This window comes from Rummeliibacillus pycnus, assembly GCF_050459865.1.
Taxonomy (GTDB): domain Bacteria; phylum Bacillota; class Bacilli; order Bacillales_A; family Planococcaceae; genus Rummeliibacillus; species Rummeliibacillus pycnus_B.
On sequence record NZ_JBCMNM010000005.1, the window covers coordinates 1 to 19,460 of the forward strand.

The following is a 19,460-nucleotide window of genomic DNA, read 5'->3' on the forward strand; positions in this document are numbered from 1 at the left end:
AGCGTAATTAAGGAACGGAGTCTAAGAACGCCACGTCCTGTGGCAACGACTCCGTGACCAACATCCTGTTGCCCCGAGGAGGCTCGTCAGTTCGCCCACGGAAAGCGGAGCTAATTCCACTTCAAGTAAATGCAGCAATTCTATCCAAATTATTTCACTTTTTAGTTGATGAAACTTCTAAATGTTTTTGTAAAGAACTTGAAATTTGAGATAACTCTTTTTGGTCCGGGATGTAATACCAAATGCCATGGATGATCTTACCTTGTCCTTTTTCAAAATGAATTTGTTTGATATCACCTAGTGATTGTCGATAATTTTGCTGCAATTCTTTTATTTGATTGAACGTAAGATTTGTGGAGACGTTCTTGCCAAGAATTTTAAAAATGTCTTGATATATCATTAACGTCTTTAATGATGTACCTTTATCGATGATTGCTTGGATGACTTGCTTTTGTCGATTTTGTCTGCCAAAGTCGCCTTGTGGATCTACTTTTCGCATACGTACATAATCGAGCGCAGCTGATCCATCTAAACTAATCGTTCCCTTTTTAAAATGATGACTTCCTTGTTGGAAATCTATCTCATTTTGGACTTGTACATTACCAATAGTATCAATGACTTGTTTGAATCCTTCCATATTGACTTTAGCTACATAGTCGATTGGAATATCTAATAATTTTTCGATGGTGTTCATGGACATTTCCATACCGCCAAATGCATAAGCATGATTGATTTTATCTTTTCTATTTTTACCGACGATGGTTGTATACGTATCACGTGGGATACTAACCATTAATGTGTTTTTCGTTTGTGGGTTAACGGTTAGGACAATAATCGTATCTGAACGTCCGACATCATTTTCTCGTTCATCGACACCCAGGAGTAACATAGAGAATGGATGTTTTTCTTGTAATACTACTGGTTGAGTGCGCTGTTCCGTAGGAGTATGTTTAATAGGTGTGTGGATTTCCTCAAATGTTGAAACAGCGTTATAATAAACATGATAAGCGAAACCGCCTATCGTCAGGATGACAATGAAAATGATGCCCATGCACCATTTCATTAATCTATTTATTTTCAATCGTACTACCCCCAAATATAGGATTTTTCTGAATGGATTGGGAATCTTGTGATTTAAAAATCTTATAAATAATATGGTTGCGATATTGCTTTAATGAGAGGATTTCCAATATATTCGTTAATTTATTCAAATTTCCCTGTATATTTTATGAATTTAATAGCTTTTTTTACTATTTAAAAATTAGGAAAATAATAGAATAATACTTATCGTTCATTTGCACTAAATCGTTAAACAGTGTTAAAATGAGGGTTGAGACTATATAGGATGTGAAAATGAATGCCCAGCATATTGAATAAAATTTTTGATCCAAATAAAAAAGAAATTAAACACTTAGAAAAAGTTGCAAGTTCAGTTGAAGCACTTGCTCAAGATATGGAAAAACTTTCTGATGAACAATTAAAAGCTAAAACAGATGAATTTTATAAACGATACTCAGAAGGCGAAGAGTTGGATAGCATTCGTCCTGAAGCTTTTGCGGTTGTTCGTGAAGCATCAAAACGTGTACTAGGAATGTTCCCATACCCTGTACAAATTATGGGTGGCGCTACACTTCATGAAGGTAACATTGCAGAGATGAAAACTGGGGAAGGTAAAACATTAACATCTACTTTACCCGTTTACTTAAATGCACTTACTCATAAAGGCGTTCATGTTGTTACTGTCAACGAATACTTAGCTAGCCGTGATGCTGAAACAATGCGTCCATTATATGAATTTTTAGGTTTAACAGTTGGTTTGAACTTAAATAGCATGAATAAAGACGAAAAACGTGAAGCTTATGCTTGTGATATTACTTATAGCACAAACAATGAATTAGGTTTTGACTACTTACGTGATAATATGGTTCTTTACAGAGAAGAACGTGTTCAACGCCCCCTTTACTATGCAGTAATCGATGAAGTTGACTCTATCTTAATCGATGAAGCACGTACCCCTTTGATTATTTCTGGACAAGCTAATAAGTCAGCTGCCTTATATAAACAATCAAATGCATTTGTACGTACGTTAAAAAAAGACGAAGAATACAATTACGATGTTGAAACGAAGGGCGTTACGTTAACTGAACAAGGGATTGAAAAAGCTGAAAGAGCATTTAATATTGATAACTTGTTTGATTTGACTCATGTTGGGTTAAACCATGCGATTAACCAATCTTTAAAAGCACACTCAAGTATGCATTTGGATGTCGATTACGTAGTGCAAGACGGTGAAATCTTAATCGTTGACTCATTCACTGGTCGTATTATGCAAGGCCGTCGTTATTCAGAAGGACTTCATCAAGCAATCGAAGCAAAAGAAGGCGTGGAAATTCAAAACGAATCCATGACTATGGCAACTATTACATTCCAAAACTACTTCCGTATGTATGAAAAACTATCTGGTATGACTGGTACTGCAAAAACAGAAGAAGAAGAATTCCGTAATATTTACAATATGTATGTGGTTGTTATTCCTACGAACAAACCGATTGCTCGTGATGACCGTCCTGATTTAATCTATGCATCAATGCAAGGTAAATTCGATGCAGTTGCTAATGATATCGCTGAACGCCATAAGAATGGTCAACCAGTTCTTGTTGGTACTGTTGCCATTGAAACTTCCGAGCTGATTTCACATTTATTATCTAAACGTGGTATTCCTCATAACGTATTGAATGCGAAAAACCATGAACGTGAAGCTGAAATCGTAGCAGAAGCAGGTCATAAAGGCGCAGTTACAATTGCTACAAACATGGCTGGACGTGGTACCGATATCAAACTTGGTGAAGGTGTCCTTGAAGTAGGCGGCTTAGCGGTAGTTGGTACAGAACGTCACGAGTCACGCCGTATTGATAACCAATTACGTGGTCGTGCTGGACGTCAAGGGGACCCTGGTGTTACTCAATTCTATCTTTCACTTGAAGATGAATTGATGAAGCGTTTCGGTTCTGAAAGTATGAAAGCCATGATGACTAAATTAGGTATGGATGATACTCAACCTATCCAATCTAAAATGGTATCAAAAGCTGTTGAATCAGCACAAAAACGTGTTGAAGGTAACAACTTTGATGCTCGTAAGCGTTTATTACAATATGATGATGTATTACGTCAACAACGTGAAATTATCTACAAAGAACGTTATGAAGTATTAGAAACTGAAAATATGCGCGGATTAGTTGAATCGATGGTGGATGAAGAATTAGTCAATGTTGTTAATTCTTATACAGCTGAAGAAAATGCAAATGACTGGAATTTAACAGGTTTAGCAAGCTTTGTAGGTGCTAATTTACTTCCTGAAGGTGTTGCAACAGAAGAAAATCTTCAAGGTAAATCTCCAGAAGACATTATTGAATTCCTTCGTGCTGAAGTGAAGGAAGAATACGACCGCAAAGAAGAAGAACTTTCTCCAGAACGTATGCGTGAGTTCGAAAAAGTTATCTTACTTCGCGGAATTGATTCTAAATGGATTGACCATATCGATGCAATGGATCAATTACGTCAAGGTATCCACCTACGTGCGTACGCTCAAACAGACCCACTTCGCGAATATCAATCAGAAGGTTTTGCCATGTTTGAAGCAATGGTTGATTCAATTCGTTCAGATGTCGCTAAATATGCGATGAAAGCTGAAATCCGTAGTAACTTAGAACGTGAAGAAGTGGCAAAAGGTGAGGCAGTTAATCCGAAAACAGAAGAAAATGGACCTGCTAAACGCAAACCTGTTCGTAAAGAACAAGAGGTTGGTCGTAACGATCTATGCCCTTGTGGTAGCGGTAAAAAATATAAAAACTGTCACGGTGCTGTTTAATCTAGCCCTTTCAGATTCATATAGTGCACTCTTCTTGAGTTCTTGTAACCACCGAGTGACATAGGCAAAGGGGCTGTCCAAAAGTAGCTTTTGGACAACTCCTTTATGCCTTTTATAGAAAGAAACTATTTTGGAGGAATTTAAATGATCGAATTATCAGATGTTCGAAATGAGTTAGATAATACTGCTAAGAAATTAGCGGACTTTAGGGGGTCTCTTTGACTTAGAAAACAAAGAGGCTCGTATTCAAGAATTAGATGAAATGATGCTTGAACCTTCCTTCTGGGATGATCAAAACAATGCTCAAAAAATTATCAATGAATCAAAAGGCTTAAAAGATATTGTCAATGAATTTTACGTACTAGTCGAAACACAGGAAAATCTTGAAATGACTTTAGAGTTATTAAAAGAAGAACCTGATGAAGAATTGCAACAAGAGCTTGGCGATGAAATGAAGGAATTCACAAATCGTACTACAGAGTTCGAATTACAATTGCTTTTAAGCGGCGAATACGATAAAAATAATGCAATTATAGAATTGCATCCAGGTGCAGGTGGTACTGAATCACAAGACTGGGGCTCTATGCTTTTGCGTATGTATACACGCTGGGCTGAGAAACATGATTTTAAGGTTGAGACATTGGATTATTTACCAGGTGATGAAGCAGGTCTAAAATCCGTTACGCTTGCAATTAGAGGGCATAATGCATATGGCTATTTAAAAGCAGAAAAAGGCGTTCACCGCTTAGTTCGTATTTCTCCATTTGATGCAGCTGGTCGTCGTCATACATCCTTTGTTTCTTGTGATGTTATGCCAGAATTCGATGACGAAATCGCCGTTGAAATTCGTTCAGAAGATTTGAAAGTGGATACGTATCGTGCATCAGGTGCAGGTGGTCAGCACATTAACAAAACAGAATCTGCTGTCCGTATTACCCATTTGCCAACAGGCGTTGTTGTAGCATGTCAAGCTGAACGTTCACAAATTAAAAACCGTGAAAAAGCAATGAGTATGCTACAAGCAAAATTGTATCAACTCAAAGTAGAGGAACAACAAGCTCAATTAGATGATATCCGAGGTGAGCAAAAGGAGATTGGTTGGAGTAGCCAAATTCGCTCTTACGTATTCCATCCATATTCAATGGTAAAAGACCACCGTACAAATACGGAAACCGGTAATGTCCAAGCTGTCATGGACGGCGACGTCGACCAATTTATCAATGCTTATTTACGTTCACAATTATAATAACGAAAAAACTGTGGAAGAATGAAAATGTTCTTCCGCAGTTTTTTGTTTTACCAAATATTACAACGCCCATTTACTTGTCAAAAGCGTGACCTCATTGTAAAATATAAAACAGAACATTCGTTCTTATTTTGGAGGTGGAATGATGTTAAAATTATCAAAAGAAGCAATCCAAATGTTAGAACAGGTCATTTACTTACCAATGGTTTTACAAATTCTACAAAGAGACTGTCAGGCGTTTGAACAAGGTGCATTTAAATTAAAACAGCCATATATTAAATTAGTCGAACAGACCATATCATTTGTTCAAAAAGAGTTAGCAGAGGCTAAGCGCTATTTACGTCAAAATCAGTTACAGGTATTCCGTGGTGAACGAGACGATTTGTTTTCAGAGTACATTTTTGTACGTCAACGTGCACAAGATTGTCGTCGCTACTCAAATATTCGGCTGCGCAATCATGTAGAAGATTTATTGTCCTACTATTTATCTAAGGCACAAGAAATAACTCGTTGCGAACAGTAGCAAGTATATTTTCAGCATATTGTTGCTGTAGCATATTATCCATATGACGGAAGTATAAAATGGATGCATAGTATTGCTGTCTTGATAGGGTTGTGAAACTAATTTGTTCTTCTGTATAGACATCATTTTTAAAATGTAGGCCTATACCTTGCTTGCCGATTGATGAGTGCCCTCTAAAATTTTGCCATAGAATCCATGTATTATGATTCTTTTTAGGCGAAGCAGTTGGAAAGAAAATATAAGGTTTATTAAGAGTAGATAAAATAATAGGTAATTTAATCATATTTTCTTCCTTATCAGCATTTACATTTATCTCTCTAAAAATACGATTGGAATAATTTAAAGTGGTATCTAGGGTAGTACCTAATGATGCACAAATCCGATTCATTAAACGTGTTACTGAACAGGGGACGACATAACATTTTTCTAACTCCAAAACGAACGAATAATTATGCCCATCCAGCACCATTGGTTTCATCATGCAAAAATTAGGTGTTAAACAAAAATCATAAAGACTTACCATTTTGTAGTTCATTTTAGTTCCTCCTTGTGATCAAATCTTTGTTTTGATGACGATACCAAAAATGAAAAACAGGATATATATTGTGTATAATAGCACCTACTTTCTTTTCTAAAATGTTATGAAAAAGTAAAAAAATTGCATATTCATGATGTTTTTTTTATACTATCAAAAAGTATTAAGAATAGAAAAATGACAAAAGTGATCATTTTGTTGGCAAAACGGGCTGTTTACTTGGACCAAATGAGCAGTTTGGTTGGACCAAAAAATTTTTAATAAACGGTTTTTATTATTTATTTTTTTCGCAAAATCTCCCAAGGAACTTCAGTTAAAATGACTTATATTGAAAAAAGACATCCTAAGGAAAATTGTTGACTATGCTCCTTCTAAAGATAAAAACCGTTCTATCAGAGCGGTTTTTTTATATAAATATCTAAAACGTACGTTCGCACTTTTCTCGATATTTTCTAACAGCTATGTTAAAATATAGCTACTAGATGGAGACAAGCAAGGAGGAAGAAAATAATGGGGCAGGAATTCGATTTGCACTCAGCCTACAAGCCAAGCGGAGATCAACCAACCGCAATTCGAGAGCTTGTTGAAGGGGTTCGACAAGGAAAACGGGATCAAACACTACTTGGTGCAACAGGAACAGGGAAAACATTTACCGTTTCTAATGTTATTAAAGAAGTAAAAAAGCCAACACTTGTAATAGCTCATAATAAGACACTTGCAGGACAGCTGTACAGTGAATTCAAAGAATTTTTCCCAAATAATGCAGTTGAGTATTTTGTAAGTTATTACGATTACTATCAACCAGAAGCATATGTACCACAAACAGATACCTATATTGAAAAAGACTCCAGTATAAATGACGAAATTGATAAGCTAAGACACTCTGCAACATCTTCTTTGTTTGAACGTGATGATGTCATTATCATCGCATCTGTTTCATGTATTTATGGCTTGGGTAATCCAGAAGAATATAGAGAAATGGTTGTCTCCATTCGAACTGGCATGGAAATTGAACGTAATCAACTATTACGAAAACTAGTGGATATCCAATATGAACGAAATGACATTAATTTTATCCGTGGTAAGTTTAGAGTGCGGGGGGATGTAGTCGAAATTTTTCCAGCATCAAGAGATGAACATTGTATCCGTATCGAGTTCTTTGGTGATGAAGTAGATCGTATTCGTGAAGTTGATGCCCTCACAGGCGAGATATTAGGTGAACGTGAGCATATAGCTATCTTCCCAGCTTCTCACTTCGTAACACGTGAAGAAAAAATGTTAAAAGCAATCGAAATGATTGAAAAAGAATTGCAAGATAGATTAAAACAACTTCGCTCAGAAGATAAACTTTTAGAAGCACAAAGATTAGAACAAAGAACGAATTATGATTTAGAAATGATGAAAGAAATGGGCTTCTGCTCTGGTATCGAAAACTATTCACGTCCTATGACCCTACGTCCACCAGGAGTAACACCTTACACCTTGTTGGATTATTTTCCAGAAGACTTTTTGTTAATAGTAGATGAAAGTCATGTTACATTACCGCAAATTCGTGGGATGTATAACGGTGACCAAGCTCGAAAAAATGTTTTAGTAGAGCATGGTTTTCGCTTACCATCTGCACTTGATAATAGACCGTTAAAATTTGAAGAATTTGAGAAACATATTCATAACGCCATTTATGTTTCGGCAACACCAGGACCTTATGAACTGGAACATACACCTGAAGCGGTTGAACAAATTATTCGTCCGACAGGTTTGTTGGATCCAGAGATTGAAGTACGCCCGATTGAAGGACAAATTGATGATTTAATCGATGAAATTCAACAACGTGTTGAACGTAACGAACGTGTACTAGTAACGACTTTAACGAAGAAAATGTCAGAGGATTTAACCGATTACTTAAAAGAAATGGGCATTAAAGTTCAGTATTTGCACTCTGAAGTTAAAACGTTAGAACGTATCGAAATCATTCGGGAATTACGAATAGGTACGTATGATGTCTTGATCGGTATCAACTTATTGCGTGAGGGATTAGATATTCCAGAGGTTTCACTAGTTACCATTTTAGATGCAGATAAGGAAGGTTTCTTACGATCTGAACGATCACTAATCCAAACGATTGGACGTGCGGCTCGTAATGCCAATGGACATGTCATTATGTACGCAGATCGTATGACGGATTCCATGACGAAAGCAATTGAGGAAACAAACCGTCGTCGAGAAATTCAAATGGCTTACAATAAAGAACATGGTATTACACCAAAAACGATTCAAAAGAAAATTCGAGATGTAATTCGTGCAACACAAGCGGCAGAAGAACCAGAATCTTATCTAACACAAGTGACGAATGGTAAAAAGTTAACAAAGGCAGAAAAAACAACATTACTAGAATCACTCGAAAAAGAAATGAAGGATGCAGCAAAAGCGCTTGATTTCGAACGTGCAGCTGAACTTCGAGATACTATTTTGGAATTGAAAGCGGAAGGATGAGCAGTTTGAAAAATCAAGAAATCGTTGTACAAGGAGCACGGGCAAATAATTTAAAGAATGTTAGTGTAAAAATTCCGCGAGACCAATTAGTTGTCATGACTGGGCTATCAGGTTCTGGTAAATCTTCACTTGCATTCGATACGATTTATGCGGAAGGTCAAAGACGTTATGTAGAATCTCTTTCAGCCTATGCGAGACAATTTTTAGGACAGATGGACAAACCAGATGTGGATGCCATTGAAGGACTTTCACCAGCAATTTCAATTGACCAAAAAACAACAAGTCGTAACCCGCGTTCTACAGTCGGAACAGTGACAGAAATCTATGATTACTTACGTCTACTTTTTGCGCGTGTCGGGAAACCAATTTGTCCAAACCATGGTATTGAAATTACGTCTCAAACCGTTGAACAAATGGTTGATCGAATTGTGCAATATCCTGAACGAACAAAGCTACAATTACTAGCACCGATGGTATCTGGTCGTAAAGGAACACATGTTAAATTATTAGAAGACTTGAAAAAACAAGGCTATGTTCGAGCACGAATTGATGGCGAGCTACGAGATTTAGATGACAATATCGAATTAGAGAAAAACAAAAAGCATAATATTGAAGTAGTCATTGACCGCGTTGTATTAAAAGAAGGTGTAGAGTCTCGTTTAAGTGATTCTTTAGAAACAGCTTTAAGATTAGCTGATGGCCGAGTGATGGTCGATGTGATGGAATACGAAGAATTGCTATTCAGTGAACATCATGCTTGCCCAATTTGCGGATTCTCTATTGAAGAGTTAGAGCCTCGTATGTTTTCATTTAACAGTCCATTTGGAGCTTGCCCACAGTGTGATGGACTTGGTACAAAGCTTGAAGTAGATGAAACAATGGTCATTCCAGATTGGGATGTAACGCTAAATGATGGCGCGATTGTGCCATGGAATCCAGTCAGTTCTCAATTCTATCCACAATTATTAAAGTCTATATGCGATCATTACGGAATTGATATGGATATACCTGTAAAGGATATACCAAAAGAGCAAATGGATAAAATATTACATGGCTCAGGAGAAGACTTCATTCATTTCCATTATGAAAATGAGTTTGGGAATGTTCGTGATCAAGATATTCAATTTGAAGGAGTTTTACGGAATGTGGAGAGACGTTATCGCGAGACTTCTTCAGATTATATTCGTGATCAAATGGAAAAATATATGGCACAGCAACCTTGCCCATCTTGTCACGGGCACCGTTTAAAACCAGAAACTTTAGCGGTGAAAATTGATGGCAAACATATAGGGGTAGCAACGGAGTTTTCTATTAAAGAAGCCTATACATTTTTCCAAGAACTCAAACTATCAGAAAAAGATATGCAAATTGCTCGATTAATTTTAAGAGAAATCCAAGAGCGACTTAGCTTTTTAATCAATGTAGGACTAGATTATTTAACATTAAATCGAGCAGCTGGTACTTTATCAGGTGGGGAAGCACAACGTATTCGTTTAGCGACTCAAATTGGATCACGTTTAACTGGTGTTCTCTATATTTTAGATGAACCATCAATTGGACTACATCAACGTGATAATGACAGATTAATTGCGACATTACAAAGTATGCGCGATCTAGGGAATACATTGATCGTCGTAGAACATGATGAGGACACAATGCTTGCGGCTGATTATTTAATTGACGTAGGTCCTGGTGCAGGTGTACATGGTGGAGAGATAGTAGCAGCTGGTACACCACAACAAGTAATGAAAAATAAGAATTCACTGACAGGACAATATTTAAGCGGACGTAAATTTATTCCGCTTCCAACAGAACGAAGAAAGCCAGATGGCCGTTTCCTAAAGATCAAGGGTGCAAAAGAAAATAACTTAAAAAATGTGAAAGTAGATATTCCATTAGGTGTTTTCACAGCAGTTACTGGTGTTTCAGGATCAGGAAAAAGTACTTTAGTAAATGAAGTGCTTTACAAATCATTAGCGCAAAAGTTAAATCGTTCAAAAGTAAAACCAGGTGAAGTAAAAGAAATTGAAGGAATCGAACAATTAGAAAAAGTAATCGATATCGATCAATCGCCAATTGGTAGAACACCACGCTCAAATCCAGCCACTTATACAGGTGTATTTGATGATATTCGTGATGTCTTTGCGGTAACGAATGAAGCAAAAATACGCGGTTATAAAAAAGGCCGATTTAGTTTTAATGTTAAAGGTGGCCGTTGTGAGGCATGCCGTGGTGACGGTATTATTAAAATTGAAATGCATTTCTTACCAGATGTTTATGTACCATGTGAAGTGTGTCACGGCAAACGTTATAATCGTGAGACCTTAGAAGTAAAATATAAAGAAAAAAGCATCTCAGATGTTTTAGAAATGACTGTTGAGGATGCATTAGAATTTTTCAAAAATATCCCGAAAATTGCACGCAAATTGCAAACAATTGTTGATGTAGGTTTGGGTTATATAAAATTAGGGCAACCTGCAACTACGTTATCAGGTGGGGAAGCGCAGCGTGTGAAATTAGCATCTGAATTGCATAAACGATCTAATGGGAAATCTATTTATATTTTAGATGAACCAACAACAGGGCTTCATGCAGAAGATATTTCACGGTTATTAAAGGTTTTACAACGTTTAGTTGACAATGGAGATACTGTATTAGTAATCGAACATAATTTAGATGTAATCAAAACGGTAGATTATATCATTGACATGGGACCAGAAGGCGGAGACAAAGGTGGTATCGTCATCGCAAAAGGTACACCAGAAGAAGTAATTGAAAAGGAAGACTCTTATACTGGGATTTACTTAAAGAGAATTTTACTGCGAGATCGCGACCGTATGAAAGAAGCAGTCGCTGGCGCTCAAAAATAGTTGTTAAAAGAAATTATTTTTCTGCGACGAGTAATCGAAGGAGCAATCTTTACCATCGGGAAAGCAAAGCTGATTCAACTTCAGACAAAACAGTTTTCACTATAAATTTTTTATTAAATTAGTATTTCAGTGCCCACGTATTCACAAAGCCACTGAAAAAGTAAAAATAGCTGTTTTTTATGATGAAAATCTTGTGGGATTATCTTAATTGAAGTGGAATTAGCGGAGACTCCTCGAAAAAGCATTTGCATTTTCTTCGTGTGATGTTAATTCAATGTAATGTTGGAAAATGGGATAGACGAGACTACGAGGGCGCTGAAAAAGTAAAAAAAGTTGAAAATTTATAGAAAAAACTTGTATAACTATCTTTGTTGATGTGGAATTAGCGAAGACTCCTGCGGGAATGCGAGCAAGACGAGACCCCACAGCGTAGCGAGGAGGCTCGTCAGTTCGCCCGCGGAAAGCGAAGCTAATTCCACATCATGCAGATTATATTTTTTATGAATACTGCATTATGAAATTGATTTAACTAAATCAATATTGTTTTACCCACGTTAAAAAGTTACCAACTACTCTATCTAAAAATTGCACCGTTCCTTCATCTGTTAGATTTCCTGAATCATCAAATTTGGTATGCACTTCCCCTATATATACATCATTCCCTATTAGGATTGGAGAAGATAAGCCTCTTGAAAATAAAATGTCGCGTAAATGCATTTGTGCTTTTGCAGTTCCCAATACTCCCATCGAAGCTCCCATAATCCATGAAGGTTTGCCAATCATAACTTGGTCTACGCGTGATAGCCAATCTATCGCATTACCTAATACACCAGGAATAGATCCATTGTACTCTGGTGTTACCCAAAGTACCGCATCGGCAGCTTTTACCTTTGCTTTAAAATCCACAACAGATTGAGATGGATTATTTTCATTATCTTGATTGTACATAGGTAAATCATTTAAAGTTAAGATTTCCATGTCAAATTTATCTGTATTATATTTTTTTACAAATTCAGCTAGTTTTTTGTTATATGAGTCTTTTCGGATACTACCTACAATTGCAACAACATTCATAATCATTCCTCCAAAAATAGAATTCATCATATCATTCTCTTTTTTATATTTTTTATACCTCATTCATGATTGATCATTTTGGAGTTACTTTTTTGTAAAGTGACACTTAACTAAGATATTTTAATATTTTTACTACATTGTACCCCGGCTGTGATTATCACCAAATGATTAAAGAGGTTTAATTAGAAGTATTAAAAGCCTATAAATCGGTAACATTGGTACTGATAGAAAATTATGGAGGGCGAAAAATGAAAAAAATATCGATGGTACTTGTCTTAGCAATTACGGTAATTTTATCTGCTTGTCAATGGCAAGATTTTAATTTTGGCAAACAAGAACTTACTGCAAATGATAAAAATGAAACAAAAATACCCGTTACTTCAGAAGTAAAGAGTAATGAAGAGTCGTCGTTAAGTAAAGGCGAGAAAATTGCAAAAATCCTCGGAAGTACGTCTTGGCAAGGAACAAAAGTATATGATAAAAACAATCATGATTTAACACAAGAAAATCCAAACTTTATTGGCCTTGCTAAATATAACGCTGAAGCATCGAGATACGAATTCTTTGATAAAACGTCAAAAGAGAGCCGCGATAATGGAACTTTCTTTATTACAAATAGTGGTAAATTTCGTGTTCTCAAATCTAAATCTAAAGGAACACAGAGTGCTGTAGAGTTAACTGAAGTAACTGAGGAGAAATACACTTATAAAAGAATAGGAAAAGATGCAAACGGAAAAGATGTAGAAGTTTTCGTGGAACATATACCTTATACTGAAAGTAAACTTGCTTTTTCTGAATCAGAATAAATATAAGAGGACATGATATTATTATAACGTTCCATATTATGGTGAATTGAACCAACATTCACTCAGTAACAAAAATGAAATGAAACGTTTCGTATTATCTAGACCAAAATAAAAAGAAAAAAGTAAATAAAAGGACATTACATAATTTAATATGTAATGTCCTTTCTTATATTTCTGGAACAAACTAAACGAGCGCCTTCAGCACTTATTTTATCCGGCTTCAGCGGCTAGACCCTCGAGTCACAACGCTTTCTCGGTCGAAAACTGTAAAGACGTTTTCGATTCGAAAGCTTTTGTGATTTTCGGGTCTAAACGAGCCGCTTCAGCACTTAATTTTACATTTTTTCTGGTGCAGAAACTCCGATTAGTTTTAGTGCATTTGCGATTGTTGTACGGACAGCTGTGATTAGAGCAAGGCGAGCTTCAGAGCGGTCTTTGTTGTCAGCATCTAGAACTTTTTCTGCGTTGTAGAAGCTGTGGAATGTTGCTGCTAATTCTTGGATGTAGTTTGCGATACGATGTGGTGCGCGTACGCGTGCTGCATCTGCTACGACTTGTGGGAAATCGCCAACTTTTTTCAATACTTCAATATCTTTTTCTGTTGATAATGTGTCAAGATGTTCAGTTGAAGGTGCAAAACCTTTTTCTGATGCTTGACGTAAGATTGAACTAATACGTGCGTGTGCATATTGTGCATAGTATACTGGGTTTTCATTTGATTGTTTAACAGCCAAATCTAAATCGAAATCTAAGTGAGTATCGCCAGCGCGCATTGCAAAGTTGTAGCGTACTGCATCTAATCCTACTTCTTCTACTAGTTCACGTAATGTTACTGCATTACCTGTACGTTTAGACATTTTGACCTTTTCACCATCACGAAGAAGGTTAACCATTTGGATTACTTCTACTTCTAATGTGTCGCGGTCATATCCAAGTGCTTCGATAGCTGCTTTCATACGTGGGATGTAACCGTGGTGGTCTGCTCCCCAAATATTGATTAGTTTATCAAAGCCACGACGTAATTTATCTTCATGGTATGCGATATCTGGTGTTAGATAAGTGTAAGAACCATCTGATTTGATAAGTACGCGATCTTTGTCATCACCAAATGGAGTAGAACGGAACCAAGTTGCACCATCTTGTTCAAACACATGACCATTGTCTTTTAGTTTTTGAAGTGCAATTTGTACCTTACCTTCTTTGTATAAAGAAGTTTCAGAGAACCATACATCGAAATCTACACGGAAGTCTTTTAAATCTTTTTGAAGTTTACCGAATTCGTGTTTTAAACCATGTTCACGGAAGAATTCAAAACGTTCTTCATCCGATTTTTCTAATACATCTTTGCCAAATTCTTTAGATAATTCTTGTGCAATTACGATGATATCTTTACCATGGTAGCCATCTTCAGGCATATTAGATTCTAAACCTAGTGCTTCACGGTAGCGTGCTTCTAGTGATTTTGCTAATTTTGTAATTTGGTTACCAGCATCATTGATATAGTATTCACGTGATACATTGTAGCCCGCAAAATCTAAAACGTTACATAGAGAATCACCAACAGATGCTCCACGTGCGTGCCCTAAGTGTAAATCACCAGTTGGGTTAGCTGATACAAATTCAACTTGAACTTTTTCACCTTTTCCAGCATTGGTGCGACCGTATTCTGAACCTTGTTCAAGAACAGTTGTAACAACTTCTGCAAGATAGTCTTTGCGTAAAGTGATATTCATGAAGCCAGGTCCTGCGATTTCTATTTTTTCAATGTCAGTACCTTCTGTATCTAAGCTTTCTAAAATAGCTTCTGCGATAGCACGTGGTGGTTTTTTGGCTAACTTTGTAAGTTGCATCGCAACGTTTGTTGCATAGTCGCCATTTTCTTTATTTCGTGGTGTTTCTAAGTGAATGTTCAAAGTACTTGTATCTTCTACAAGTTCTGCTTTTTGAATCGCTGCAACAAGCGCTTCTTTAACGGCTTGTTGAACTTGTTCTACTGCGTTCATTAATTTCCCTCCGTATAGTTCAGTTCTAAGGCATAGTCTCCGACGGATTCGCCACCGATTAATAATTCATATTGCAAATAAAATCGACCGTTTTGTAAAGATTCGGACGGTTCGAATTTCATCTCTTTCGTTAAAGTAACGATTGGTAATTGGCCATATTCACTATTGTAGTGACCTTTTTGAGCTTGTCCAAGTACAAAAGGCATGCGCATTTTAATATCTCCATTACGAATAATTATGGCATCTTCTTGGCCAAATCGTAGTGTCGTGTGCATCTGTTGCTCTTCCTGTACTTCTTCATAACGTAAATAGATTTGATCACGCTTTTTCATAATTGTACCTTCAGACCACAGTTCAAACTGCTCAGGCTCTGTACCCTGTTGTGTAACAGTTGTTATTATTTTTAATTTTACGGGTGCTGTAAGTGCATCTGCCATTTTACGATGCCTCCGTTTTCTTCTTAATATAACCTTCTTATTATAGGATAGGATTATACTTGTTTTCAAGATACAACATTCTAATAGAAGGCTATTATTTCTATGACATCTTGATAATAATACTTTTTGTTCCTTTTTTGTTGATAAGAAAGAATTTTTACCCAATTAGCTAATTAATGAATGCTATAATTAAGTATAACTTGGTGGTGATCTTCGATTGATTCTTAATTATATTATCAATTTCTCGCTATTATTTACTTTTGTGATCTTTTTTTATCTTGTGTATGAATTTCTAGAACAATTCCACGATTCACTTAAAGATTTACATCCTTGGATTGTTGGAGTATTATCAGCTATCACTGGTTTACTAATAATAAAAACTTCCATCCATTTTGGTAATGGTGTGATTGGAGATTTACGAAATGTCATTATTCTAATAGCTGGGTTAATTGGTGGTCCAATTTCAATTGCTGTTTCCTCTGCTCTTATTGGTTTGTTTCGAATTTATATAATAGGCATGACAACAACTTCCATTATTGCAGGTTTAAATACTATATTTACTGGATTTATCCTTGCATTGTTTGCTAAGTGGAAGCCTATTTCATATCGGAATATGCATTATTATTTAGCATATACAATCATTCAATTCGGTTTTGCTATTATTTTTTTAAGTAAAGATGAGAAAAGTGCACTTCTTGGAATTTCTACATTACTCTTTACTTCAATGCCTGCACTCTATATAACCGTTTTTGTTCTTAAACTATTTAGAAAACAATTTGAACGAATTGATGTAATTAAAAAGTTAGCAGATACCGACTATTTAACAGATTTACCCAACAGTCGAAAGTTTGAAAGTATAATAGACGAGTTTATAAAAAATAATGAACATTTTACTTTACTTTTAATCGACATCGATCATTTCCGTAAAGTTAACTCGACTTATGGACATCTAGTTGGGGATGAAATATTAAAACAAATTGGACAGCATTTAAAACAATTTGTTTTGGAACACGAAGGTGCAAATACTGCACGAATTAGTGGTGAAGAGTTTTATATCGCTTGTAAGCAAATTGCTCCAGCTTTCGGTTTGCAGTACGCACATGAGCTAAGTAAAATGATTTCTCAAAAACCTTTTCACAGTTCTGATGGACGCAAAATTCCGATTACAGTTTCGATTGGCGTTGCAAACTTCCCAGACAACGGAAAAAGCATCTCAGAGCTTGCTGCTGCAACAGATCAAGCATTGATGCGAGCAGTCTCACAAGGTAATAATAAGATTATTCATTATAATAACATTCATGCATAACTTAAGAAAGGATTTCAATTTCCAATAAGGAAGTTGAAATCCTTTTTTGTTTCCATTTTTTGTGCCTATATGAACCAGATAGGTTCTCGAGGTTTTATCTAAGTGAACCCTATAAGCTTAATAAATTCATCATCGCTATTAATAGACAAAATTCGTGCTTTTCTTCCGTTTAGTTTATCCAAACACTTCACATACTAGATTCAACGATAAGAAAGGAAGCGATTGGATGAACCGAGCTGAATATCATCGGCAGCGGAAAAAGAAACTAAGACTACGGCAAATAATAGTTTGGGTTATCGTATGCGCCTCAGCATTTGCAACCGCTCTGTTGTCACTCCGCATATATGCTCAAATTACAGGAGCTCCTTCCTTAACTGTCCCGAAAGCAACTATTTTCTTAGATGCAGATGGAGAGCAAATAGGAGATAAATTTGCACAACAGCGACGTTACTGGGTTGATCTTAATGAAATATCACCGTTTGTAACAGAAGCACTTATTGCAACTGAGGATCAGAATTTTTATAGTCACCATGGTTTTGACTATACTCGTATTGCTGGCGCTTTATTAAAAGATTTAAAAGCTATGGGAAAAGTAGAAGGTGCAAGTACGATTACTCAACAATATGCAAGAAACTTGTATCTATCACATGATAAAACATGGCTAAGAAAAATAAACGAGGCGTTATATGCCTATCGTTTAGAAACCTTTTATGATAAAGACAAAATACTTGAAGGTTACTTAAATACAGTTTACTTCGGTCATGGCATGTATGGGGTTGAAGCAGCCAGCAGGTATTACTTTGCTAAATCAGCAAAAGATTTAACGCTTGGAGAAGCAGCTTCATTAATCGCAATACCAAAAGGCCCTAGTATTTACTCACCTCTTGCTAATGAAGAAAAAAACCATAATAGACAACAACTTATTTTGGCATTAATGCAAAATCAAAATATGATTACGAAAGAGGCAAAAGAACGCGCAAAACAAGAGAAACTTACTTTCAAATATGATGAGTGGGATAGCGGTAAAATGAGTGCACCATACTTTATCGATACAGTATGGGCAGATGCGCAAAAAATATTAGAGAAGAGTGGTCGAAGCATTGAAGAAGGTGGTTGGACTATTCAAACAACTTTAAATCCTTATCATCAAAAAGCAGCTGAAGAAGCAATTGAAAAAAATCTACCTAAATCAGGGCTTGAAGTTGGTTTCATGAGCATGGATCCAAAAACTGGATATGTTACTGCATTAGTTGGCGGAAGTCAGTATGTAAAAAGTCCATTTAATCGTGCTACACAAGCGAAAAGACAACCAGGCTCAGCTATTAAACCATTCTTGTATGCTACTGCTTTAGAGCAGAATTTTTCACCTTTAACATTTATGAGTACTGAACAAACTATTTTCACATATGATGGCGGTCGCTCTGAATACGAGCCAAAAAATGTAAATGGCAAATTTGCAAATCACCCATTATCACTGGCACAAGCTATTGCGATTTCTGATAATATTTATGCGGTTAAAACATTTGAAGAAGTTGGCTATCGTAAATTCAAACAAATGCTTGATCGCTTTGGATTAGGAGAAACTGTGCAAAATACACCATCTGTAGCTCTAGGCACTACAGAAGTTTCCTTAATGGATATTACTTCTGCATACAATACAATTGCTGCAGGTGGCATTAAGAGAACACCGATTACCGTTCTATCAATCAAAGATGCAGATGGAAAAGTTCTATACAAATTAAATAAGCATAAGGAATCAAAAAGAATAATGAAAAAAGACGATGCATTCATATTAACACAGCTAATGACAGGCATGTTCGACCCTGTGTTTAATGATTATGCACCTGCAACAGGCATTAGCCTTCGAAACAGACAAACACGACCTTACGCTGGAAAATCAGGAACAACACTTACAGATCAAATGATGATTGGTTTTTCCCCTTCACTAACAGCTGGTGTTTGGAATGGTTACGATCAAGGAAAGCAAATGACTTCTGATGCAGATAGTCGTGCAACGAAGCAAATTTGGATTGACTTTATGGAAAATGCACATAAAGATATAGCAAGTGAACCGTTTATCGCACCAAATGGAGTAGAAGCAGCGATTATCGATGTAGAAACGGGTGGCATAGCAACAGAAAGTTGTAGTAGACAACGAGTGGTTTATCTAAAGAAAAAGGATATTCCAAAGAAAAAATGTACAGATCCTTCGATAATAAAAGATTTAACGAGGGATACTAAAGATACTTGGAGTCTATTTCCATTTTCATTCTTTGAATAATTTTTTCGACAAATAATC

13 protein-coding genes are annotated in these 19,460 nt (G+C 36.2%); 8 read left to right on the forward strand and 5 right to left on the reverse strand.

Annotated features, from left to right (window positions below; translation table 11 throughout):
* Positions 1–154: 154 nt before the first annotated feature.
* Entirely contained in the window at positions 155–1,081 is a 927-nt protein-coding gene (locus ABE048_RS00710; RefSeq protein WP_430308566.1) for an LCP family protein, read from the reverse strand.
* A 276-nt stretch (positions 1,082–1,357) separates the two neighbouring features.
* Here ABE048_RS00710 and secA point away from each other — a divergent pair, with 276 nt between their 5' ends.
* From secA to ABE048_RS00725, 3 genes are all read left to right on the forward strand, one after another.
* Positions 1,358–3,868, forward strand: a complete 2,511-nt coding sequence (gene secA / locus ABE048_RS00715; protein ID WP_430308567.1) for a preprotein translocase subunit SecA — start codon at positions 1,358–1,360, stop codon at positions 3,866–3,868.
* Between the two features lie 147 nt (positions 3,869–4,015).
* Positions 4,016–5,114 (forward strand): peptide chain release factor 2 gene (gene prfB, locus ABE048_RS00720; protein ID WP_430308606.1). Its coding sequence is split into 2 segments (ribosomal slippage): positions 4,016–4,087 and positions 4,089–5,114, totalling 1,098 coding nucleotides; the frame shifts between segments, so codons are not numbered across the junction.
* Positions 5,115–5,259: 145 nt separating this feature from the next.
* Positions 5,260–5,637: a hypothetical protein gene (locus tag ABE048_RS00725; protein ID WP_430308568.1), complete on the forward strand. Its 378-nt coding sequence runs from the start codon at positions 5,260–5,262 to the stop codon at positions 5,635–5,637.
* Here ABE048_RS00725 and ABE048_RS00730 read toward each other — a convergent pair.
* On the reverse strand, positions 5,603–6,172 hold the full coding sequence (locus ABE048_RS00730; protein WP_430308569.1) for a competence protein ComK: 570 nt from the start codon (positions 6,170–6,172) through the stop codon (positions 5,603–5,605). The two genes, ABE048_RS00725 and ABE048_RS00730, sit on opposite strands and share 35 nt — an antisense overlap.
* Before the next feature lie 510 nt (positions 6,173–6,682).
* Here ABE048_RS00730 and uvrB point away from each other — a divergent pair.
* Positions 6,683–8,665 carry an excinuclease ABC subunit UvrB gene (gene uvrB, locus ABE048_RS00735; RefSeq protein WP_430308570.1) on the forward strand — a complete coding sequence of 661 codons (1,983 nt, stop codon included), beginning with the start codon at positions 6,683–6,685 and terminating at the stop codon, positions 8,663–8,665.
* Positions 8,662–11,535, forward strand: a complete 2,874-nt coding sequence (uvrA, locus tag ABE048_RS00740) for an excinuclease ABC subunit UvrA (RefSeq protein WP_430308571.1) — start codon at positions 8,662–8,664, stop codon at positions 11,533–11,535. The genes uvrB and uvrA overlap by 4 nt, the downstream gene beginning before the upstream one ends.
* 534 nt (positions 11,536–12,069) lie before the next feature.
* On the opposite strand, the gene ABE048_RS00745 is transcribed toward uvrA, so the two are convergent.
* Complete coding sequence (locus ABE048_RS00745) at positions 12,070–12,609, reverse strand: NADPH-dependent FMN reductase (RefSeq protein ID WP_430308572.1); 540 nt, start codon at positions 12,607–12,609, stop codon at positions 12,070–12,072.
* A gap of 248 nt (positions 12,610–12,857) precedes the next feature.
* Between ABE048_RS00745 and ABE048_RS00750 the strand changes: the two genes are divergently transcribed.
* Positions 12,858–13,415, forward strand: a complete 558-nt coding sequence (locus tag ABE048_RS00750) for a DUF4822 domain-containing protein (protein ID WP_430308573.1) — start codon at positions 12,858–12,860, stop codon at positions 13,413–13,415.
* A 335-nt stretch (positions 13,416–13,750) separates the two neighbouring features.
* Here ABE048_RS00750 and argS read toward each other — a convergent pair whose 3' ends face one another.
* Complete coding sequence (gene argS / locus ABE048_RS00755) at positions 13,751–15,418, reverse strand: arginine--tRNA ligase (protein ID WP_430308574.1); 1,668 nt, start codon at positions 15,416–15,418, stop codon at positions 13,751–13,753.
* Positions 15,418–15,855: a DUF1934 domain-containing protein gene (locus tag ABE048_RS00760; protein ID WP_430308575.1), complete on the reverse strand. Its 438-nt coding sequence runs from the start codon at positions 15,853–15,855 to the stop codon at positions 15,418–15,420. Before ABE048_RS00760 ends, argS begins: the two co-directional genes overlap by 1 nt.
* 217 nt (positions 15,856–16,072) lie before the next feature.
* Here ABE048_RS00760 and ABE048_RS00765 point away from each other — a divergent pair, with 217 nt between their 5' ends.
* Both ABE048_RS00765 and ABE048_RS00770 read left to right on the forward strand, forming a co-directional pair.
* Positions 16,073–17,161 (forward strand): diguanylate cyclase, encoded by a 1,089-nt coding sequence (locus tag ABE048_RS00765; protein ID WP_430308576.1) that lies wholly within the window; start codon positions 16,073–16,075, stop codon positions 17,159–17,161.
* Positions 17,162–17,387: 226 nt separating this feature from the next.
* On the forward strand, positions 17,388–19,442 hold the full coding sequence (locus ABE048_RS00770; protein ID WP_430308577.1) for a transglycosylase domain-containing protein: 2,055 nt from the start codon (positions 17,388–17,390) through the stop codon (positions 19,440–19,442).
* Positions 19,443–19,460 lie beyond the last annotated feature (18 nt).